This window comes from Methylocystis sp. Sn-Cys (assembly GCF_016745395.1).
Lineage (GTDB): Bacteria > Pseudomonadota > Alphaproteobacteria > Rhizobiales > Beijerinckiaceae > Methylocystis > Methylocystis iwaonis.
In genome coordinates this window covers 358,688-380,710 of the sequence record NZ_JAERVJ010000001.1, presented here as the reverse complement: position 1 = coordinate 380,710, position 22,023 = coordinate 358,688, and the positions used below count along the sequence as shown (strand labels likewise).

16 protein-coding genes are annotated in these 22,023 nt (G+C 64.8%); 12 read left to right on the top strand and 4 right to left on the bottom strand.

What is annotated here, in order from left to right; all coding sequences use genetic code 11:
• Nucleotides 1-207: 207 nt before the first annotated feature.
• Nucleotides 208-1,251, bottom strand: coding sequence for a CoA ester lyase (locus JJT62_RS01725; RefSeq protein ID WP_202070957.1), 1,044 nt, complete (start codon nucleotides 1,249-1,251; stop codon nucleotides 208-210).
• 209 nt (nucleotides 1,252-1,460) lie between these two features.
• Here JJT62_RS01725 and glgB point away from each other — a divergent pair, with 209 nt between their 5' ends.
• The 9 genes from glgB to JJT62_RS01680 all read left to right on the top strand — a co-directional run bounded on the left by glgB (nucleotide 1,461) and on the right by JJT62_RS01680 (nucleotide 15,076).
• Entirely contained in the window at nucleotides 1,461-3,668 is a 2,208-nt protein-coding gene (glgB, locus tag JJT62_RS01720) for a 1,4-alpha-glucan branching protein GlgB (protein ID WP_202070956.1), read from the top strand.
• 28 nt (nucleotides 3,669-3,696) lie between these two features.
• The gene (glgC, locus tag JJT62_RS01715; RefSeq protein WP_202070955.1) at nucleotides 3,697-4,959 is read left to right on the top strand and encodes a glucose-1-phosphate adenylyltransferase; all 1,263 of its coding nucleotides are present in this window, start codon (nucleotides 3,697-3,699) and stop codon (nucleotides 4,957-4,959) included.
• Nucleotides 4,956-6,407, top strand: a complete 1,452-nt coding sequence (gene glgA / locus JJT62_RS01710; protein ID WP_202070954.1) for a glycogen synthase GlgA — start codon at nucleotides 4,956-4,958, stop codon at nucleotides 6,405-6,407. The genes glgC and glgA overlap by 4 nt, the downstream gene beginning before the upstream one ends.
• 133 nt (nucleotides 6,408-6,540) lie before the next feature.
• Entirely contained in the window at nucleotides 6,541-10,662 is a 4,122-nt protein-coding gene (gene glgX / locus JJT62_RS01705; protein WP_202070953.1) for a glycogen debranching protein GlgX, read from the top strand.
• Nucleotides 10,663-10,704: 42 nt separating this feature from the next.
• Complete coding sequence (locus JJT62_RS01700; protein WP_202070952.1) at nucleotides 10,705-12,060, top strand: murein hydrolase activator EnvC; 1,356 nt, start codon at nucleotides 10,705-10,707, stop codon at nucleotides 12,058-12,060.
• A complete protein-coding gene (locus JJT62_RS01695) occupies nucleotides 12,057-13,418 on the top strand; it encodes a S41 family peptidase (RefSeq protein WP_202070951.1) in 1,362 nt (453 codons plus the stop codon). Before JJT62_RS01700 ends, JJT62_RS01695 begins: the two co-directional genes overlap by 4 nt.
• 154 nt (nucleotides 13,419-13,572) lie before the next feature.
• A complete protein-coding gene (locus tag JJT62_RS01690) occupies nucleotides 13,573-14,343 on the top strand; it encodes a heme ABC transporter permease (RefSeq protein ID WP_202070950.1) in 771 nt (256 codons plus the stop codon).
• Nucleotides 14,340-14,498 carry a heme exporter protein CcmD gene (gene ccmD / locus JJT62_RS01685; RefSeq protein WP_202070949.1) on the top strand — a complete coding sequence of 53 codons (159 nt, stop codon included), beginning with the start codon at nucleotides 14,340-14,342 and terminating at the stop codon, nucleotides 14,496-14,498. Before JJT62_RS01690 ends, ccmD begins: the two co-directional genes overlap by 4 nt.
• Complete coding sequence (locus JJT62_RS01680) at nucleotides 14,495-15,076, top strand: DsbE family thiol:disulfide interchange protein (protein ID WP_202070948.1); 582 nt, start codon at nucleotides 14,495-14,497, stop codon at nucleotides 15,074-15,076. Before ccmD ends, JJT62_RS01680 begins: the two co-directional genes overlap by 4 nt.
• Nucleotides 15,077-15,078: 2 nt before the next feature.
• On the opposite strand, the gene JJT62_RS01675 is transcribed toward JJT62_RS01680, so the two are convergent.
• The 3 genes from JJT62_RS01675 to JJT62_RS19450 form a co-directional block, all read right to left on the bottom strand.
• Nucleotides 15,079-15,408 (bottom strand): PilZ domain-containing protein, encoded by a 330-nt coding sequence (locus JJT62_RS01675; protein WP_202070947.1) that lies wholly within the window; start codon nucleotides 15,406-15,408, stop codon nucleotides 15,079-15,081.
• A gap of 363 nt (nucleotides 15,409-15,771) precedes the next feature.
• A complete protein-coding gene (locus tag JJT62_RS01670; protein ID WP_202070946.1) occupies nucleotides 15,772-16,512 on the bottom strand; it encodes a sulfite exporter TauE/SafE family protein in 741 nt (246 codons plus the stop codon).
• Between the two features lie 40 nt (nucleotides 16,513-16,552).
• Nucleotides 16,553-17,179 (bottom strand): TetR/AcrR family transcriptional regulator, encoded by a 627-nt coding sequence (locus JJT62_RS19450; RefSeq protein ID WP_202070945.1) that lies wholly within the window; start codon nucleotides 17,177-17,179, stop codon nucleotides 16,553-16,555.
• Between the two features lie 245 nt (nucleotides 17,180-17,424).
• On the opposite strand from JJT62_RS19450, the gene JJT62_RS01660 reads away from it, so the two are divergent.
• The 3 genes from JJT62_RS01660 to JJT62_RS01650 all read left to right on the top strand — a co-directional run bounded on the left by JJT62_RS01660 (nucleotide 17,425) and on the right by JJT62_RS01650 (nucleotide 22,022).
• Nucleotides 17,425-18,117, top strand: a complete 693-nt coding sequence (locus tag JJT62_RS01660; protein WP_202070944.1) for a PspA/IM30 family protein — start codon at nucleotides 17,425-17,427, stop codon at nucleotides 18,115-18,117.
• A 61-nt stretch (nucleotides 18,118-18,178) separates the two neighbouring features.
• Nucleotides 18,179-18,466, top strand: coding sequence for a YiaA/YiaB family inner membrane protein (locus JJT62_RS01655; protein WP_202070943.1), 288 nt, complete (start codon nucleotides 18,179-18,181; stop codon nucleotides 18,464-18,466).
• A gap of 85 nt (nucleotides 18,467-18,551) precedes the next feature.
• Nucleotides 18,552-22,022, top strand: a complete 3,471-nt coding sequence (locus JJT62_RS01650) for an acyl-[ACP]--phospholipid O-acyltransferase (RefSeq protein ID WP_202070942.1) — start codon at nucleotides 18,552-18,554, stop codon at nucleotides 22,020-22,022.
• The last annotated feature ends 1 nt before the right edge of the window (nucleotide 22,023 follow it).

The following is a 22,023-nucleotide window of genomic DNA, read 5'->3' as shown; positions in this document are numbered from 1 at the left end:
TGTAAAATGCTCAGCAATTGGCGCGCGGCATTCCCCTGGTTTATCGGGGCCTTCCGCGCGGCAATGATTTTTATGAACCAGCGCGTCATTGCGAGCGACGCGAAGCAATCCAGAGCCGCGGTAGCCGCCCTGGATTGCTTCGTCGCTGCGCTCCTCGCAATGACGGTGGTCACTGGTTTTCCGCCCCTCCCGTAGGAGGGGTGCCGGTCAAAGACCGTAGATCCTGGCGAAATCAGCGTCCTTGGCGGCGACCTGCTTGGCGAGGTCGACCACGACCTTGCACTGTTTCCAGGTGGCGTCGTCCTGCATGCGGCCGTCGATCATCACCGCGCCGGTGCCGTCGGGCATCGCCTCCAGCACGCGCTTGGCGAAGGCGACTTCCTTGGGATCGGGCGAGAAAACGCGCTTGGCGATCTCGATCTGGGTCGGATGCAGCGACCAGGCGCCGGCGCAGCCGAGCAGGAAGGCGTTGCGGAACTGGGACTCGCAGGCCGGGCCGTCCGAGAAATCGCCAAACGGGCCGTAGAAGGCCTTGATGCCGGCCGAGGCGCAGGCGTCGACCATTTTGGCGATGGTGTAGTGCCAGAGATCCTGCTGGAAGGTCGCGCGCAGGCCGGCGCCCGGATCGGCGTCGGCGATGACCTTATATTCCGGATGGCCGCCGCCGACGCGCGTGGTCTTCATGGCGCGCGAGGCCGCAAGATCGGCCGGGCCCAGCGAAATGCCATGCATGCGCGGGGAGGCCGCGGCGATGGCGTCGACGTTCTTGACGCCCTCGGCGGTCTCCAGAATGGCGTGGATAAGGATCGGCTTGGTCACGCCGTTCTTGCCCTCGAGCTGGGCGAGAAGCTGGTCCAGATAGGCGATGTCCCAGGGGCCTTCGACCTTGGGCAGCATGACGACGTCGAGCTTATTGCCCACCGCGCCGACGATCTGGATCATATCGTCGAGCGCCCAGGGGCTGTTCAGCGAGTTCATGCGGGTCCAGAGGCCCGTCGAGCCGAAATCGGTCGACTTCGCCATCTCGATGAAGCCGGCGCGGGCGGCTTCCTTAGCGTCGGCCGGGATCGCGTCCTCGAGATTGCCGAGCACGACGTCGACCTGCTTGGCGATCTCCGGAACCTTGGCGCGCATTTTTTCGAGATGCGGCGGCACGAAATGGATCATGCGCTCGACCTTGACCGGCAGCTCGCGATAGGGAGCCGGCGCGCCAATGGCCAGCGGACGGTAGAACTGATTAGGCAGTTTCATGCGGGAAAGCTCCGTCACGCGCGTTCCCTCTAGGACGAGCGGCCGAAGGGCCGAAGGGACGCGGAAAAGACCGGGTCGAGCTAGCGCAGACGGGACGGATTGGCAATGGCGCGGCGAAAAGCGCGTGAGGAACGACCATCCGGGGCTTTCCGCATGGGGCGCGCGAGGCCATGATACGCAATAGGACCCCGCCGGATCACCCAATCCTCATGACACGACCCAGTTGGCGAGCTGACCCGAGCGAGATCGCGGCGATTGTCGCGGCCCGCCATGGCGATCCTTTTGGCGTCCTCGGCCCCCATGAGACCGGCGACGGCCGCGTCATTCGGGCCTTCATCCCCGGCGCCCGGACGCTGGCCGCCGAGACGCCGCAGGGCCGGCCCGTCACTGAGCTGGAGCTGGTCCACCCGGACGGCTTTTTCGAGGGGCTGGCCTCTATTGACCCAGGCGCGCCCTATGTTCTGGCGGCCTCGAACGGCCAATCGCAGTGGCGCCTCGTTGATCCTTATGCCTTCCCGCCCTTCCTCGGCGCGATGGACGATCATCTCTTCGTCGAAGGCGCGCATCGGAAGCTCTACGAGCGTCTCGGCGCCCATGTCGTGAGGCATATGGGCGTCGAGGGGACCAATTTCGCCGTCTGGGCGCCGAACGCCAGGCGCGTCTCCGTCGTCGGCGACTTCAACCAATGGGACGGGCGGCGCGCACAAATGCGCAAGCGCGTCGATAGCGGGATTTGGGAGATCTTCCTTCCCGGCGTCGGCTCCGGCGCGGTCTATAAATATGAGATCCTCGGCCGTGACGGAAATCTCCTACCGCTGAAGGCCGATCCTTTCGGTTTCGAAGCGGAGCTGCGCCCTTCGACGGCTTCAGTGGTCGCCTCCGACGCGCCCTATGACTGGGGGGACGAAAAGCACCTGCGCGCGCGCGCCGAGCGCGACCCGCGCCGCGCCCCCATGTCGATCTACGAGGTTCACCTGCCCTCCTGGCGGAAGGCGGATGGATGGCGCTTCCTCACCTATGACGAGCTTGCCGATCAGCTCATCCCTTACGCCGCTGATATGGGCTTCACCCATATCGAGCTTCTGCCGATCAACGAACATCCACTCGACGCCTCCTGGGGCTATCAGCCGATTGGCCTGTTCGCGCCGACGCGGCGACATGGCGACGCGGAAGGCTTCAAGCGCTTTGTCGACCGCGCGCATCAGGCGGGGCTCGGCGTCGTCCTTGATTGGGTTCCCGCGCATTTCCCGACCGACGAACATGGCCTCGCGCAATTCGACGGCGGGCCGCTCTACGAGCACCCGGACCCTCGGCGCGGCTTTCACCCGGACTGGAACACGGCGATCTATGATTACGGCCGGCGCGAGGTCGCGAATTTCCTGATCGCCAATGCGCTCTATTGGCTGGATCGCTTCCACATCGACGCGCTGCGCGTCGACGCCGTCGCCTCCATGCTCTACCTCGATTACTCGCGCGCGCCAGGCGAATGGGCGCCCAATCCCGACGGCTCCAACGACAACAAAGACGCGGTCGCCTTTCTTCAAAACGTCAACACGCTTGTTTACGGGCTCTACCCTGGCGTCGTGACCATTGCAGAGGAATCGACGTCCTGGGCCGGCGTCACGCGGCCCGTCGACATGGGCGGGCTCGGCTTTGGCTTCAAATGGAACATGGGGTGGATGAACGACACGCTGCGCTACATGTCGTCCGATCCCGTCTATCGCAAATGGCGGCACAATGAGATCACTTTCGGCCTGCTCTACGCCTTCGCCGAGAATTTCGTGCTGCCGCTCTCTCATGACGAGGTCGTCCATGGCAAAGGCGCGATCGTCTCGAAAATGCCGGGCGACGAGTGGCGGCGCTTCGCCGGCGCGCGCGCCTATTACGGCTTCATGTGGGGCCACCCCGGCAAGAAGCTCCTCTTCATGGGGCAGGAGTTCGGCCAGACAAGCGAATGGGATTATGCGCGCGAGCTCGAATGGGGGTTGCTGGCGCACGCCTTCCACAAAGGGCTGCGCGACTTTGTTCGCGACCTGAACCATCTCTATCGCAGCCACGAGGCTTTGCATGCGCGCGACTGCGAAAGCGAGGGATTCGAATGGGTCGTCGTCGACGACGCGGAAAGTTCCGTCTTCGCCTTTCTGCGCTATGGCTCCGACCGCACGCGGCCGATCCTTGTCGTCTCGAACTTCACGCCCGTGCCGCGGCGCCATTACCGCTTGGGCCTGCCCTACGCCGGGCGCTGGCGCGAAATCCTCAACTCGGACGCCAGCCCATACGGCGGCTCCGGGCAAGGCAATCTTGGCGGGGTGGATGCGAAGGAAGAGGGCTTCGCCGGCTTCCCGGCGATGGCCGAGATTCAAATCCCGCCGCTCGCCACTTTGTTCTTCGAATTCGACAACGCCGGACTACAATGAAACTCGAATCGCAGACTGGGTGTGACTGATGGCCGCCTATGACAATCCGCCTTTCGCGCGCCACGCCATGGCCTATGTCCTCGCTGGCGGGCGCGGCTCGCGGCTCATGGAACTGACCGACCGGCGCGCCAAGCCCGCGGTCTATTTCGGCGGCAAATCGCGCATCATCGACTTTGCATTGTCCAATGCGCTCAACTCCGGCATTCGCCGCATCTGCGTCGCCACGCAATATAAGGCGCACAGCCTCATCCGCCATTTGCAGCGGGGCTGGAGCTTTTTTCGCGTCGAGCGCAACGAGAGCTTCGACATTCTGCCGGCGAGCCAGCGCGTCTCCGAAGACCACTGGTATCTCGGCACGGCGGACGCAGTGTATCAGAACCTCGACATCATCGAAGGCTACGATCCGAAATATATCGTGCTGCTCGCCGGCGATCACGTCTACAAGATGGATTACGAACACATGCTCAAACAGCATGTGGAGCAAGGCGCGGACGTCACCATCGGCTGTCTCGAAATCCCACGCAGCGAAGCGTCCGGCTTCGGCGTGATGCATGTCGGCGATGACGACCGCATTATCTCCTTCATCGAAAAGCCCGCCGATCCACCCGCCATGCCCGGCCATCCCGATCGCGCGCTCGTCAGCATGGGCATTTATGTGTTCGAGGCGAAGTTTCTGTATGACCAACTGCGCCGCGACGCGCAGGACCTCGGCTCCACGCATGATTTCGGCAAGGACATCATCCCTTACATCGTGAAGCACGGCAAAGCCGTGGCGCATCATTTCTCGCGCTCCTGCGTGCGCGCGGCGAGCGAGCCGCACGCCTATTGGCGCGATGTCGGCACTGTCGACGCCTATTGGGCGGCCAATATCGACCTCACCGATTTCGTGCCGCAACTCGATCTCTATGACCGCAACTGGCCGATATGGACCTATGCGGAAATCACGCCGCCCGCCAAATTCGTGCACGACCAGGTGGGGCGGCGCGGGCAGGCGCTTTCTTCGCTCGTTTCCGGCGGCTGCATCGTCTCCGGCTCGACGCTGCGCCGCTCGCTGCTCTTCACCGGCGTGCGCGTGAATTCCTATGCCTCGGTCGAGAATGCAGTGATCCTTCCTTACGTCGATATCGGCCGTTCGGCGCGGCTTACCAATGTCGTCGTCGATCGCGGCGTGCGCATTCCGCAGGGCCTCGTCGTCGGCGAGGACCCTGAGGAAGACGCGCGGCGCTTCCGTCGCAGCGAGCAGGGCATTTGCCTCATTACGCAGCCGATGATCGACAGGCTCGCGCCATGACTCTACGCGTTCTCGCCGTCGCCTCCGAGATGAGTCCGCTCGTCAAAACCGGCGGGCTGGCCGATGTCGTCGGCGCGCTGCCGGGCGCCCTTGCGGCGGAAGGCGTCGAAACGCGCACGCTCATCCCCGGCTATCCGGAAGCGCTTGCGGCGCTCGGCGCGGGCGAGACGGTTTTGTCTTTCGACGATCTCTTCGACGGGCCCGCATGGGTCCATGCCGGGCGTCTCGGCGCAAGCATCGTCTATACGCTCGTCGCGCCGCATCTTTATGCGCGCGAGGGCGGGCCTTACACTACCGCGGACGGCGTCGATTATCCGGACAACGCCTTCCGCTTCGCGGCGCTCGCCTGGGTCGGCGCGCAGATGGCGCAGGGCGCGCTCGCTGATTTTACGCCGGATGTGCTTCACGCCCATGATTGGCAGGCGGCGCTTGCGCCCGCCTATCTGCATTACAGCGGCAGGCCGCGACCGGCGACGATCGTCACCATTCACAACATCGCTTTCCAGGGGCAGTTTGCGAAGGAACTGCTCACGGAGCTGCGCCTGCCGCCAGAATCCTTCCGGATGGAAGGCGTGGAATATTACGGCGCGATCGGCTTTCTAAAAGCCGGCCTGCAGCTTTGCGACCGCATCACCACCGTCTCGCCGAGCTATGCGCAGGAGATCGAGACGCCCGAATTCGGCATGGGGTTAGACGGCCTGCTGCGTGCGCGGGCCGACGTCGTGAGCGGCATTCTCAACGGCGTCGATGAAGACGTCTGGAACCCCGCCACGGACGAGCGCATAGAAGCGACCTATGACGCCGCGACCCTCTCGGCGCGCGCAAAAAACAAAGTCGCGCTACAAAAGCGTATGCATCTCGACGCTGACCCCGAGGCTTTTCTCCTCGGCGTCGTCAGCCGCATGTCCTGGCAGAAGGGGCACGACATGCTGCTCGCCACTCTGCCGTCGCTCATGGCGCGCCATGCGCAGCTCGCCTTGATCGGCACGGGCGAGAGACATCTCGAAGAAAGCTTCCTCGCCGCGCGGGACGCCTATCCCGGCCGCGTCGCGGTATGGGTGGGTTACAGCGAGGATCTGGCGCATCTCATACAGGCGGGCGCCGACGCTTTCCTTGTCCCCTCGCGCTTCGAGCCATGTGGGCTGACGCAGCTTTACGCCTTGCGCTACGGCGCGGCGCCGATCGTCTCGCGCGTCGGCGGATTGAAGGATACGATCGTCGACGCGAATGAAATGGCGCTCCAGGCGGGCGTCGCCACAGGTTTCCAATTTTCACCGCCGACAGCGGAGGCGCTCGACATTGCGCTTCGCCGGGCGCAGGAAATTTTCAGGGACAAGGACACGTGGCGCAAATTGCAATTGAACGGCATGAGCACGGACGTCTCCTGGCGCCATCCGGCGAAACGCTATGCGACGCTGTATCGCGAGGCGATTGCGGCGCGGAGCTGAGGGGCTTCTTGCCCCCTCCCTGTCCCTCCCCCGCTAAAGCGGGAGAGGGGACGCTCACGATCGGCATAGTGGATAAAGGCGACAATCTGTCCCCTCTCCCGCGCGAGCGGGGGAGGGCTAGGGAGGGGGCCTGATGCGCATCTCCCCCGGCGCCCTGGAGCCACTCGGCGTCACGCTCGACGACACAGGCGCCAATCTCGCCGTCTTCTCGGCCCATGCCGAAGAAATTCATCTCTGCCTTTTCGAAGAAAGCGACGCAGAGACGCAGCGCATTCGCCTCCCCGCAAAAACGGGCGACGTCTTTCACGGACATATTGAAGGATTGAAAGAAGGCCAGCGCTACGGCCTGCGCGCTTACGGCCCCGACGCGCCGCATGAGGGCCATCGCTTCAACGGCGCGAAGCTTCTCATCGATCCTTACGCGCTCATGCTCGATCGCGCGCTGACGCTGCATGACAGCATGTTCGCATCCGGCGCGGCTGCTCGGGAAGACAGCGCGCCTTTCGTCGCCAAATGCGTGATGACGCGCCCGGAGGCGGCGGCGCCTTCGCGCCCGCGCCATTCGTGGCGCGACACCATCATCTATGAGATGCACGTTAAAGGCTTCACGGCGATGCATCCGGATGTGCCGCCGCAGTTGCGCGGCACATTCGCAGGCCTTGCGCATGAAGCGTCCATCGCGCATCTCACAAAGCTCGGCGTCACCACGCTTGAACTCTTGCCCTGCGCCGCCTGGATTGACGAGCGCCATCTGCCGCCGCTGGGTCTCACGAATTACTGGGGCTACAACCCCATCGCCATGATGGCGCCCGACCCGAGTCTGGCGCCGGGCGGATGGCGCGAGGTGCGCGAAGCGGTTGATGCGCTGCATGCGGTTGGGCTCGACGTCATCATCGACGTCGTCTTCAACCATACGGGCGAGAGCGACGAATGGGGGCCGACGCTGTCGCTGCGCGGCCTCGACAATGCGAGCTATTACCGCCTTGCCGACGACCGCGCGCGCTATGTGAACGACGCCGGCTGCGGCAATATCCTCGCCTTCGACCGCGCGCCCGTCGTGCGTCTCGCCATGGATGCGCTGCGCGCCTGGGCGATCTATGGCGGCGTCGATGGTTTTCGCTTCGATCTCGCGACGACGCTGGCGCGTCATCCATCTGGCTTCGACCGTAACGCGCCTTTCCTCGCCGCGCTGCTGCAAGACCCGGTTTTGCGCGACTTGAAGCTCATCGCCGAGCCCTGGGACATGGGGCCGGGTGGCTATCAGCTTGGGCATTTCCCGGCCGCCTTCGCCGAATGGAACGACCGCTATCGCGATTGCGTTCGCCGCTTCTGGCGCGGCGACGCTGCGGGCGTGGCGGAGCTTGCGACCCGCTTCGCCGGCTCGCAGGATTTCTTCCCGCGCCGCAGCCCCTCTCACAGCATTAACTTCATCACCGCCCATGACGGCTTCACGCTGCGCGACCTCGTCTCCTATGAGCGCAAGCACAATGAGGCGAATGGCGAAGAGGGGCGTGACGGCGCAAACGAAAACCTCTCCTGGAACAAAGGCGCCGAAGGCGAGACCGACGATGCGGCAATCGTCGCGGCGCGCGCGCGCGACCAACGCAATCTCTTGGCGACGCTGCTGCTCTCACGGGGGACGCCCATGCTCTCCATGGGCGCGGAGCTGGGCCATACGCAAAAAGGGAACAACAATTCCTATGCGCAGGACAATGAAACAAGCTGGCTCGATTGGGCGGCGGCCGATCCTTCGCTGATCGAGGCCGTCGCGCGGCTGATCGAACTGCGCAAGGCGCATGTCTGTCTACGTGACGATCGCTTTCTCGATGGCGGCGCGCAGGATGAAACACTTCTTCCCGACGTCGAATGGCTCGGCGCCGACGGCGCGCCGATGCGCGAGGAAGACTGGCGGCGTGGCGACGCTGAGACGCTGATTGTGTCACTTTATGCGAATGGCGACCGCGCGCTCGTAATCCTCCATCGCGGCCGGGCGCCTCGCGAGGTGACGCCGCCGCCGGCGCGCGACGGTTATGACTGGCGCGTGGCTTTCGACGCCTCTGACACCGCCGGTGTCTCGGTCGTTGCGGACAGGCTGACAACGCCGGCGCGCAGCGTGCTACTTCTCAGGGAAGAAAAAAGCGCCGCGCGACGCGCGCCTGCTCCCGTCGCCGACGCAATGCTCGCGCATCTTGCAGAAGCTGCTGGAATCGCCCCGAATTGGCGCGACGTCGACGGCGCGGCGCATGACGTTCCCCGAGAGACGCTCCTGAACCTGCTGGCAGCCCTCGGCCTGCCGGCGCAGACGCGCATTGAGGCCACAGACAGCCTCGTCCGCCTCGCAGACGCGCGGGATCGACGCGCGCTTCCGCATCACGCCGTCGCGCGTGACGGAGAAGCAATTACTTTGCGCCTCGCCGCCGCTGATTGCCGCGCGCCGTCGAACCTTATTTTATCGGATGAAAACGGGTGCGACGCGCGCACCCTAAAACTTCCAACACTCTCCCCCTATGCGTGGCGGGGCGTGGATGGTCGGGTGACGCACGGGTATCTTGCGCAATTGCCGCCCCTCGATTCAGGCCGCTACATTTTGCGCGCGGAGCATGAAGACATCGCCTGCCGCCTGATCGTTTCGCCCGCGCAATGCAATTTGCCGCAGGGCCAGCGTGAGTTCGGCATATCCGCGCAGCTCTATTCCTTGCGTCGCGACGGCGATCAGGGGATCGGCGACTTCACGACGCTCGCGCGGCTCGCGCGAAACAGCGCCGAGTCGGGCGCGGCGCTTGTCGCCATCAATCCGCTGCATGCGCTCTCCTCCCAGGATCGCTCGCGCGCGAGCCCCTATTATCCGTCGGACAGGCGCTTTCTCGATTCGCTCTACATCGACCTCGAAAGCCTCCTTGGCGACGGCTTCAATGAGACAATTGCGCGTGCGCTCTCGACGCGCGACACGGTCGATTATCCGGCCGTTCATGCGTTGAAACAGCAGGCGCTCGAAAAAGCATTCGCGCGTTTCGATGCGCTGGCGCATCAGCAGCAAGACCACACGCTCGTCGTCGCCGACTTCACCAAATTCCTCACGGAAGGCGGCGAGGCGCTCACGCGTTTTGCGCTGTTCGAAACGATCAGCGAAGCGCGCGGCGGCGCGGATTGGCGCCAATGGCCGCAGGAGCTGCGCGACGGCGCGCCACATGCGCTCGCCGCTTTTGCCTTGGAGCACGCAACGCGCATTCGCTTCCAACGCTTCCTGCAGTGGATCGCCGATCGCCAATTCGCACAAGCGGCGCAAGACGCGCGCGACGCGGGCCTTGCGCTCGGCTTCTGCCGTGACCTTGCCGTCGGCGCCGCGCCCGATGGCGCCGAGAGCTGGAGCAAGGCATCTCGTCTCCTCGACGGCTTCTCGATCGGCGCGCCGCCCGATCCCTTCAGCCGCAAGGGCCAAAGCTGGGGACTGCCGGCGCTAAACCCGCTGGCGGTTGAGAAAGATGGCGGCGCGGATTTCGCCGAGCTGCTGCGCGCCAATATGCGCCACGCCGGCGCGCTGCGTATCGATCACGCAATGGGACTGGCGCGGCTTTTCCTCGTGCCAGAGGGCGAGAAGGCCGGCGCCGGCGCCTATGTCTCCTACCCGTTAGAGACCTTGCTGGCGCAGCTTGCACTCGAGAGTCGGCGCGCCGGCTGCATGGTGGTCGGGGAAGACCTCGGCACCTTGCCCTGGGGCTTCCGCGAGCGGTTGGAGGCGGCGAATGTGCTGAGCTATCGCGTCGTTTGGTTCGAGCGCGCCGGCGAGGGCTTCATCCGGCCGAGCGATTATCCGGTAAAGGCCATGGCTTGCGTCTCCACCCATGACCTGCCGACATTGGAAGGCTGGTGGCGCGGCGCGGATATAGACGAAAAAGAAAGGCTTGCGCTTCTCACGCCTGAAGCGGCGGCGGCCGAGCGCGAAACGCGCACAAAAGACAAGCGCGCGATGCTCGACGCCTTGCGCGACGAGGGCCTGTTCGACGCCGCTGCGGAAGATATTGCGTTCGACGATGCGCTCGCGGCTGCGCTGCATCGCTTCGCCGCCCGCGCCCCGTCTTTGCTCGCCATGGCGCAGCTCGACGATCTGGCTGGCGAAAGCGTCGCGGTCAATCTCCCTGGCACGGATGCGGAGCGGCCCAACTGGCGGCGCAAGCTCGGCCCTTCGATAGAAGCGCTTTTCTCGACCCCGCGCGCGGCCGCGATCATCGATGGGATTCGCCGCATTTCGGTCTAGATTGAGTCGGCATAGTCGCGGCTCTTCATGGAACCAGGCTATATGGCGCGCATGACATGGGCGAGCGAGCAACTGCGGACAGGCGAGGGGCGTGGTCTCTTCGTCCTGCTGTCGCTGGCCGCCGCCCTTTCCGCGCACGCTGAAGAAAAGGCGGGCGATTCAAGCGATCTATCGATCAAGCGCCTGGAGCTGCGCGGGGTCGAGAGCACGATAGACGAGGCGAGAGAGCGGGCGAAGAAGCTCGAAGGAGAGATCGCCTCGCACGCCGCCATACGCGAAAACCTCAACAAAGTTCTGCTCGAGGCGACCGGCCGTCTGCAGGAGACGGAAGAGCACGCAGCCCAGATCGAAGAAAGACTGACCAAGCTTGCCGGCGACGAGAAAAAAATCGTCGACTCGCTAGATAGCCGCCGGGCGACGATCGGCGAGGTGCTGATGGTTCTCCAGCGCATGGGCCGGCGCCCGCCGCCCGCGCTCCTGGCCCGCCCGCAAGATATTCTCGACGCTCTGCGCGCCTCGCTGGCGCTGGGCGATATGCTGCCGCAAATGCGCGCCGAGGCGCGCGCGCTGCAGGACGATCTCGCCGAGCTTGTCCGTCTTCGCGACATGGCCCGCCACGAGCAGGACCGCCTGAGCGAGGAGAAGAAGGCGCTGGCCGAGCAACGCGCGCGGCTCGGCGACTTGATCGCCATGCGGCAGGAGGCGATCGAAACCGCACAATCGGCGATGCAGAAGGAGGCCGCGCGCTCTGCGGCGCTGGCGCGGCAGGCGTCCAGCCTGAAAGATCTGATCACGCGCATGGAGGCCGAAAGCGAAGCCGCCCGCAAGGCGGCGGAGGCGGCGCGCAAGGCCGATGAGGAACGGGCGGCGGCGCAGGCAAAGCTCAGCGAGGAGCAACGCCGCAAGGCGCTGGCGGCGCCTTTCAAGGACGCGGCGCGTCTCGCGCCCGCTGTCTCCTTCGCCGACCTCAAGGGCAAGCTCAACTTCCCGGTGGCGGGGCCGGTGCTGAAGCGCTTCGGCGCGCCGGACGGTTTCGGCGGCAAGGAAAAAGCCTATTACATCGGCGCAAGGGACAATGGCGTCGTGGTCGCGCCCTCCGATGGCTGGGTTCTATTCTCGGGACCATACAGAAGCTACGGACAACTCTTGATCCTTAACGCAGGCGACGGCTATTATGTCGTCCTGGCCGGCATGAATCGCTCTAACGTGAACGTCGGACAATTCGTCCTGGCGGGCGAGCCGGTGGCCAGCATGGGAGACGGAGCCGCGCAGACGGCCGCAACCGTCGCGATCGGCGCGAAACAACCCATTTTATATGTCGAGTTCCGCAAGGACGGTAACTCGATCGACTCGAGCCCATGGTGGGCCAAGTCAGACAGTCGGAAGGTCGGCGGATGATTCGCAAAACTGCTCTAATCGCTACCGGAATCGCCATCGGAGCCGGAAGCGCGACGCTCGGCCAACAGGCCCGCGCTCTGATCGGCGCGCCGGCCGCCGCCGCCACCACCGCCGATACGTATAAAAATCTGAGCCTCTTCGGCGATGTGTTCGACAAGGTCCGCGCCGATTATGTCGAGAAGCCCGATGAGCAGAAGCTCGTCGAAAACGCGATCAACGGCATGCTGACCTCGCTCGATCCGCATTCGAGCTACCTCGACGCCAAGGGCTTCAAGGACATGCGGACGCAGACGGAAGGCAAGTTCGGCGGTCTCGGCATCGAAGTCACCCAGGAAGACGGCCTCGTGAAGGTTGTTACGCCGATCGACGACACGCCGGCCTCGCGCGCGGGCATCATGTCCGGCGACCTCATCGGCGCCATCGACGACGAGAATGTCCAGGGCATGACGCTCAACCAGGCCGTCGATAAAATGCGTGGCCAGATCAACACGCCGGTCAAGCTGACGGTCTACCGAGGCAAAGACAAGGACAAGATCGAGGTCAAGATGACCCGCGCGGAGATTCACATCAAATCGGTGCGCTCGCGGACCCAGGACAATGACATCGCCTATGTCCGCATCTCCCAGTTCAACGAGGAGACGGCAGACGGCCTGCGCAACGCCATGGCCAAGGCGCAGCAGGAGATCCCGGCCGACAAGTTCAAGGGCTATATCATCGACCTGCGGAACAATCCGGGCGGCCTGCTCGACCAGTCGATCCAGGTGGTCAACGCCTTCATCGACAAGGGCGAGATCGTCTCGACGCGCGGCCGCAACGCCGACGAGACCCAGCGCTACAACGCCCGTCCCGGCGATCTTTCCAAGGGCAAGCCGGTCGTGGTGCTGATCAACGGCGGCTCGGCCTCGGCCTCGGAGATCGTCGCTGGCGCGCTGCAGGACCACAAGCGCGCGACGCTCATCGGCACGCGCTCCTTCGGCAAGGGCTCGGTGCAGACCATCATCCCGCTCGGCGGCGCGGCCGGCGCGCTGCGCCTCACCACGGCGCGCTACTACACGCCGTCGGGCCGCTCGATCCAGGCCAAGGGCATCGATCCCGACATGCAGATCCTGCAGGAAGTGCCGGATGAGCTGAAGGGCAAGGACGACACCAAGGGCGAAGCCTCGCTCAAGGGCCATCTCAAGAACGGCGAGGACGAGAAGTCGGGCTCGCAGGCCTATGTCCCGCCGGATGAGAAGAAGGACAAGCAACTGACCGCGGCCATCGACCTGCTGCACGGCAAGTCCCGGGCGCAGATCATCGCCGAGCAGACCAAGGAAATCGCCAAGGACTCGACAAAAGCTCCGACCAAGGCCAATTAAGCGGGGCGGACAGGGCTAGAAAAGCGGGCGCCGCGGGAAAGCGGCGTCCGCTTTCTTATTTCTGGCGGTTGGGCGCCGCTGCGCTGGATTCCCGATCGGGCTTCGCCTGTCGGGAATGGCAGAGGCCGATTATCGAAGGATCCGACGTTCCACGATGCCGAATATCCTCGACTACGCCAATCCGACGCGCTTCCTCAATTTCGCGCGCATCGTCCTGCCCTGGCTCTCCGGCCTCACGCTTATTCTGCTCGCCGTCGGGCTCTACGGCGCCTTCACCGCGCCGCCCGACTATCAGCAGGGCGAGACGGTGCGGATCATGTATATCCATGTGCCGTCGGCCTGGCTGGCGATCTTCGCCTATATTGTGATGACCTCGGCGTCGCTCGGCGTTCTGGTGTGGAAGCATCCGCTCGCCGACGCCGCGCAGAAGACCGCCGCCTCGCTCGGCGCCGCCTTTACTTTCGTCTGCCTCGTCACCGGCTCGCTGTGGGGCAAGCCGATGTGGGGGACATATTGGGTGTGGGACGCCCGGCTCACTTCGATGCTGGTGCTGTTCCTGCTCTATCTCGGCCTTATCGCCGTGCGGCAGACGATGGACGACACCCCGCGCGGGGCGCGCGTCGCCTCGATCATGACGCTCGTCGGCGCCATCGACATTCCAATCATCAAATATTCGGTCGATTGGTGGAACACGTTGCATCAGCCCGCTTCCGTCTTCCGCATCGGCGGGCCGACGATCTCGGGCTCCATGCTGTGGCCGCTGCTGGTCATGGCGCTCGCGGGGACGCTTTTGTTCCTGACCCTGCATTTCATGGCGATCCGCAATGAAATCCTGCGCCGCCGCCTCGCGCGCCTCTCGATGCAGGCGCTGCAGGAGGCGGCCCGGGACGAAGGCGAGGCGCCCACGCTCGAGGCCGCGCAATGAGCGAACATCAAACCTTTGTGGCGATCGCCTATGCGATCGCCTTTCTGACGATCGGCGGCGCCGCCGCGCGCATCATCCTCGACTACCGGCGCCTGAAGGACGAGCTTGCCCGCTTTGGCGCCAAAGGCCAACGGGATGAGGGAGGCGCGGCGTGAGCGAACCCGTCATCGCCCAGCGCTCGCCGCTGCGTTTTCTGCCGCTCATTCTTTTCGCCCTGCTCGCAGGGCTGTTCCTCATCCGGCTCTTTGCCGGCGACGCGTCGCGCATCCCGTCGGCGCTGATCGGCAAGCCCGCGCCGACATTCAACCTTCCTGCTCTCGATGGCCTCAAGGACACGCCCGGTCTTTCGACCGAAGACCTGCGCAAGGGCCATGTCAGCGTCGTCAATATTTTTGCGAGCTGGTGCGCCCCCTGCCGGCAGGAACATCCCGTGCTGATGGCCATGGCGCGCGACGCGGCGCTGAAGGAAAAAGGCATCGAAATCTATGGCCTTTCCTACAAGGACGAGCCCGCCAATGCGCTGGGCTTCCTGCAGGCGGGCGGCAATCCGTTCCAGCGCGTCGGCGTCGATCCGGCGGGTCGCACGGCGATCGACTTCGGCGTCTATGGCGTGCCGGAAACCTTCGTGATCAAGGGCGACGGAACCATCGCCTATAAATTCGTCGGGCCGTTGTCGCCCTCGGCCGTGGCGACGACGCTCCTGCCGGAGATCGAAAAGGCGATGGGCAAATAAGCCTATCGCCGCTCCGGGAGCCGGGCGCCGTCGCGCGGCGGCTTCGATCCCTTCTGGAACTCCACCCCGACCAGCGTCTGCCGGCGCCAGACCACCCGGGCGACATGTTTCGCTTGGCCGGCATGGAGGATGAAATTGTCGGGCAAGGTCGCGCCCAAGCCGTCGATCTTGGCGCCGGTCGTCGAAATGTCGACGATCCGGCACGGTATCGCCGGCTCCATTCCGCCCGGATCGGCCCAGACATCGGTGTAAGACTTGTGCCTCGGGGCCGCGCGCCTGTCGCTTAAGGCGCCGGTCTGCTGCCGGGATTTGTCCGAGAAGGTGGCGGCCATGGAATCTCGCGCGGCAAGCAGTTCGACAAGACCGCAAGCCTATTCCAAAGCTGCTTACGCTTTCCTCAACGAAGCCGCTAAATAGCTCCTAATACCATTTCCGGTTGAGTAGCTCGCATGGGGACTTGTCATTCCCGACGGGCCGAAGGCCCGATCGGGAATCCAGAGCCACAAGAGCGCTGCTTTTGCCCAGAGCCCGTCATTGCGAGCAAAGCAATCCGGGGCGGCGATGCGGCTTTGGATTGCTTCGTCGGCTCCGCCTCCTCGCAATGACGGCGGTGAGTCCCTGTGTGTTCAAACGACGCGAGCGTCGGGGACGGCGAACCAATCGAGCGGATTTCGGAAAGCGCGTTAGCGATTCGCTTACGGCGCTTTCAGAAAGAGCCCCACTGTCAGCAGCGACCCGATGACCACAATGAATATCCGCAGGATTTTCTCGTCTATCCGGTGAATGAGATGGGCGCCGCCGACGCCGCCGATCGTCGCGCCCGCCGCCGTGACGAGCGCCTGCTCCCAGTGAAGATCCGGCGAAAACAGGAAGATGACGACAGCCGACGCGTTCATCACGCCGGCGAGCACATTTTTGGTCGCGCTGGCGATGCGCACCGCCTGGCCGGCCATGGTGAGCGCCGCAACCATCAGGAACCCGGCGCCGCCGCCGAAATAGCCGCCATAGGTGGCGATGAGAAATTGAATGAAGCCGGCGCCGGCGGGAGAAAGATGGCCCTCCGCCTCTCCCGGCTTGCGAAAGAAGCTGCCCCAGGCGAAGAGCCCCGTGGCGAAGAGCACCAGCCAGGGCACGAGCCGGGCGAAAAGGCCGCGCGGGGTCTCCAGCAAGATCACCGCGCCAATGGCGCCGCCGATAATGCAGATGACGAAGAGCCAGGCCAAGGTGAGCGCGCCAACGCCTCTGGCGTGGCTGCGCCCAGTCCAGCCGGTCGCGACCTGCGCCGGAAAGAGCGCGACGCAGGAGGTGATGTTCGCCGCGAGGGCGTCCATGCCGGTGAACATCAGCGTCGGCAGAATGAGGAAGGAGCCGCCGCCCGCGAGCGCATTTTGCGCGCCCGCCCAGATCGCGACGGCGAAAAGCAGAAGGTAGGCCATAAAGGGGCTATGTCAGCTCCCATGCCGCATGGCAAGCGGTTCAGGATTTTGGAGCCGCCTCTTGCGCCAGACCAGCGGCGATGAGGCGCACGAGGGTCTCCAATTGCGCGTCGAGCGCCTCGGGAGGCGTTTCCTCGAGCTTCTCTTCGAGACCGAGCGCCACGACGCCATGGACCGCCGAGAAGAGCGTGCGGGCGAGACGCGCGCGGGATTTTTCGTCCCAGCCGGGCAAAAGCGCCGCCAAGGGCGCCTCGAGGCGCCCGAACAATTGGTTGCGCTCGTCCGAATACCAATCGGGAACCCGCGCGCCGCCCGAAAGGCGATGTTCGAAAAGCGCGCGCCAGCTCGGCTCCTCTCTGCGGGCGAAATCGAGATAGGCGCGGGCGAGCGCGAGCAGCGCCGCCGACGGGTCCGCCTGGCTCAAGGCGGCGTCGAGGGAATCGCCCAGCCGCTCCAGCGTCGAGAGATTGACGCGCAGGATCAGCTCGTCGAGATCGTCGAAAGCCGTGTAGATCGCGCCGAGCGCGCAACCGGCCTCGGACGCGAGGTCGCGCGCCTTCAGCCCGCCGAGGCCGCGCGCCGCGACGGACTGCCGGGCGACATCGAGAAGGCGCTCCCTGAGCTTCTGGCGTCGCTGCGTTCCGGCTTCGGTTCTGGTCTCGCTCACCGATCATTCCTTTCGAGGCCGTAAGGCCGCCGCGGCGGCAAGAATGGGCGGGGAAGGCGGCCGCGCCAAGGCGAGCGGCGTTCTTCCGGTGTTTCAAAACCGCGCAACCTATTGAGCGGTTCCAGACTTGCGCATGTCCTAGAGCACAGCCCCGAGCCGCGTTCAATGTTTTCTTGAACTTCGTTCACAGCGATGCTAAGTAGGGCTTGTGAACATTGTTCAGTAACGCTCAGGGGAGAACCCGAATGCTAAAGACTGTCGTCACATTGTTCCGGGGAAAGGCGTACGAAGCCGAGGAACGGCTCGCAGACCGCCATGCGCTCGCCATCCTCGATCAACAAATGCGCGACGCCGCCCTGGCGGTGGAACGCGCCAAAAAGACGCTCGCCCTGGCGAGCGCGCAGGACAAGGCGGAGGAGCGAAAGCTCGACGCCACGCGAGCGCAGATCGCCGAGATCGAAACCCGCGCCGTCGCGGCCTTGAAAGCCGGGCGCGACGACCTTGCCGGGAAAGCCGCTGAAAATATCGCAGACCTCGAAAGCGACGCCACGGCGGCCGAGAAAGCGCGCGCGCTGTTCTCAGTCGAGATCAAGAGCCTCGAACGTCATCTGCGCGACCAATCCGCCCGCCTCGCCGAATTGGAGCGCGGCAGGCGGATCGCCCGCGCGGCCGAGGCCGTTCGGATCGCCCGTCGCGGGAGGCTCGAAGAGGCGCCTTGCGGTCAATCGACCCTTTCGGAGGCGGAAGCCACATTGGCGCGGCTGCGGGAACGGCAGGCGGAAGCCTGCGCCGCTGAAGCCGCTCTCGATGATTTGGACGCTCGCGACAAAGCCCAGGACCTCAACGCGGTCCTCGCCGACGCCGGCTTCGGCCCGCCGGTGAAGCCGCGCGCGGCGGATGTTCTCGCAAGGCTGAAAGAAAAGGCCGGCGCGGCGTGAGCCAGCCCGCCGGCCTCGTCGCCTGAAAGCAAGGCCCCAACTACAGTCCCGATAGAAGGAAATGAAAATGTCCGCTCAACCAATCAAACATTCCGCCGCATTCGTCGGCTTCTCCTATGTTTCCTTCGGCATTGCCGCGCTGATGGTGGGCGGCGGCGTCTTCGTCATGCCGATCGACCATTGGATGAAAGGCTTTCTCATCATGGGCGTGGTGATGCTCGTGCAATCCTGCATCATCCTCACCAAGACGATCCGCGACAATGTCGAGGCGGAAAAGCTGCTCAACCGCATAGAGGACGCCAAGACCGAGCGCCTTCTGATGGACGTCTCCAAAGGCGTCTCCGCGTAGATTTTTGCAACCGGCCGGCGGTCTTGACCGATCCTTAACAGGCTCTGTTCAATTTTCGCCGGCCCAGCCCTTTGGATTGACCGCCATGTCGCAATCGCTTCTGGCCACCCGCCGCTTCGCGCCGCTCTTCTGGCGCCAGTTCTTCGCCGCCTTCAACGATAACTTCCTCAAGAATGCGCTGGTTCTGATGATCCTCGCGCAGATCGGCGGCGAAAAGGGCGCGTCTCTCGTCACGCTCGCCGGCGCCATTTTCATCGCGCCCTTCTTCCTGCTTTCGGGGATCGCGGGCGAGATGGCGGATAAATTCGACAAGGCGACCATCGCGCGCCGCCTGAGCCTCGCCGAGATCGGCGTCGCCGGCCTCTCCGCGGCGGGTTTCTATTTCTCGGACGTGACGACGCTCTTCGTGGCGCTCGCGCTCTTCGGCGTCACCGGCGCGCTGTTCGGCCCGGTCAAATACGGCATTCTGCCGGATCATCTGACCCGCGAAGAGCTGCCGGCCGGCAACGCCCTCGTCGAGAGCGCGACCTTCCTCGCTATTCTCGCCGGCACCATCGCCGGCGGCCTCGCGATGCAGGCGCATGACGAAGCCTATGGCGCGCTCGCCTTTGTCGGCGGCGTCATCGCGGTGGCGCTCGCGAGCTACGCCGCGGCCTGGTTCATCCCCTCGACGCAAAGCGCGGCGGCCGATCTGAAGATCGACGCCAATATCTTCCGCTCGACCTTCAAGCTGATGAAGGCGCTGCGCGCCGCGCCGTCGCTGCGCCGCCTCACGACCGTCACGAGCCTCTTCTGGCTCTATGGCTCCATCGCCATGTCGCTGATGCCGCCGCTCGTCACGCATTCGCTGCATGGCGCCGAAAGCGTCGTCACGCTGCATCTGACGATTTTCGCCGTCGCCATCGGCGCGGGCTCGGGGCTTGCCGCCTTTCTACTCAAAGGCCGCATCGTCCTGCTGCCCGCCGCAATCGGCGCCGCCCTCGTCGCCATCGCGTCCTTCGATCTTGGGGTCGCCGAGATTTCCCGCCTCGTGACGGAAAGCCCCACCCTCGGCATCGCCGATTACTTCAACCAGCCCGGCGCGCTGCATGCGTCGCTCGACCTCGCGCTGCTCGCCCTCGCGGGCGGCCTGATGATTGTGCCGTCCTTCGCCGCTATTCAGGCGCAGAGCCCGGCCGATCAGCGCGCCCGCACCGTCGCGGCGGTCAATGTCCATAACGCCGCTTATATGGCCGCGGGCGGCGCCGGCGTCGCTTTTCTGCAGGCGCAGGGCGTGACCCTGGCGCAGCTTTTCCTCGGCATGGGCGCGGTCGCGCTGCTGTCGGCAATCTGGATTCGCTACGCCGTGGTGAAGAACCCGATCCTCGACTTATTGTCGATTATTTTTCGGTCCTTCTACCGGCTCGAAGTGAAGGGGCTCGACAATCTGGAGAGAGCGGGCGCCAACCCGATCATCGCCCTCAATCATGTCAGCTTCCTCGACGCGGCCGCGATCCTCTCTGTGCTGCCGAAAGACCCGGTCTTCGCCATCGACCATGGCATCTCGCAGCGCTGGTGGGTGAAGCCCTTTCTCAAGTTCACCCGCGCCATTCCGCTCGATCCCACGAAGCCGCTCGGCACGCGCACGCTCATCAATGCGGTGAAGGCGGGCGAGTCTCTAGTGATCTTTCCGGAAGGACGCCTCACCGTCACCGGCAGCCTGATGAAAGTCTATGACGGCGCCGGACTGATCGCGGAGAAATCCGGGGCCATGATCGTGCCGGTGAAGATCGACGGGCCGGAGGCGACCATCTTTTCGCGGCTGACGCGCGACCAGGCGCGCCGCCGCTTCTTCCCGAAATTCACCCTCACCATGCAGGAGCCGGTGCGCCTCACCGTCGACGATGAGCTGAAGGGCAAGGCGCGGCGCATGGCGGCGGGCGCGGCGCTCTATCAGATCATGTCGGACATGATCTTCCGCACGACCAAGCAGGACGAGACGATTTTCGAGGCCGTCGTGCGGGCGGGCGACAAGCATGGTTTCTCGCGCGTCGCGCTGGAAGACCCGCTGACGGGCGCGCTCACCTACAAAAGGATCCTCATCGGCGCCCGCGTGCTGGGCGAAAAAATCGCGAAGATCGATACGGCGGGCGATTGCGTCGGGATCATGCTGCCGAACGCCAATGCGGCGGGCGTGACTTTCCTTGCGGTGACGTCTGCCGGGCGCGTTCCCGCCATGATCAACTTCACCGCCGGCGCCGCAAATATTCTCTCCGGCTGCGAAGCGGCGGGCGTCAAGACCATCCTCACCTCGCGCGCCTTCATCGAGAAGGCCAGGCTCGACAAGCTCGCCGCCGCATTGGAAGAGAAAGTCGCGCTCGTCTATCTCGAAGACATGCGCGCCGGCGTCTCGTCATTCGACAAACTGAACGCCCTGCTGCGCTTCAAAAAGCCGGTCGTCGCGCGCAAGGCCGGCGATATGGCCGCTGTGCTCTTCACCTCCGGCTCGGAGGGCGCGCCCAAGGGCGTCGCGCTGTCGCACGCCAATATGCTCGCCAACGCCGCCCAGGCGGCGGCGCGCATCGACTTCGGCCGCCAGGACAAGGTGTTCAACGTGCTGCCGGTGTTCCACTGCTTCGGGCTGACGATCGGCTTCATGCTGCCGCTCATCTCCGGCGTGCCGGTCTATTTCTACCCCTCGCCGCTGCATTACCGCATTGTGCCGGAGCTGATTTACGGAACTAACGCCACGATCTTCTTCGGCACGGACACCTTCCTTGCCGGCTATGCGCGCAGCGCCCACGCGTACGACTTCCGCTCGATCCGCTATGTCGTCGCCGGCGCGGAGCCGGTGAAGCAATCGACCCGCGACATCTGGTGCGAGAACTTCGGCATCCGCATTCTAGAGGGCTATGGCGTCACAGAGACGGCGCCGGTGCTGGCGCTCAACACGCCGATGTTCAATAAATTCGGCACCGTGGGCCGCATCATGCCTGGCGTCGACGTCAAGCTCGAACCCGTGCCCGGCGTCGAGGAAGGCGGCCGCCTGCTCGTGCGCGGCCCCAATGTGATGATGGGCTATCTCATGGCCGACAAGCCGGGCGTGCTGCAGGCGCCGGAGGGCGGCTGGCACGACACCGGCGACATCGTCACGATCGACGCGCAGGGTTTCGTGACGATCAAGGGCCGCGCCAAGCGCTTCGCCAAGATCGGCGGCGAAATGGTGTCGCTCGCCGCAATCGAGCAGCTCGCCGCCGAGCTCTGGCCCAAGGCCCTCTCCGCGGCGGCGACCGAGATCGACCCGCGCAAGGGCGAGCGCATCGTGCTCGTCACCCAGCAAAAGGACGCGACCCGCGCCGATTTCGCGGCCTACGCCAAATCGAAGGGGGCGTCGGATTTGTCCATCCCGGCGGAAGTCATGCTCGTCGAGCATGTGCCGCTGCTGGGCTCCGGCAAGCTCGATTTCGCGGCGGTGACCAAAATGGTGCGCGACCGCAACCGCTACCTCGGCGGTGGACCGCGCCTGCCCAATGGAGTGCTCGGGCGGATCGATGGGAATGTCGCGGTTGTGGGGTGAG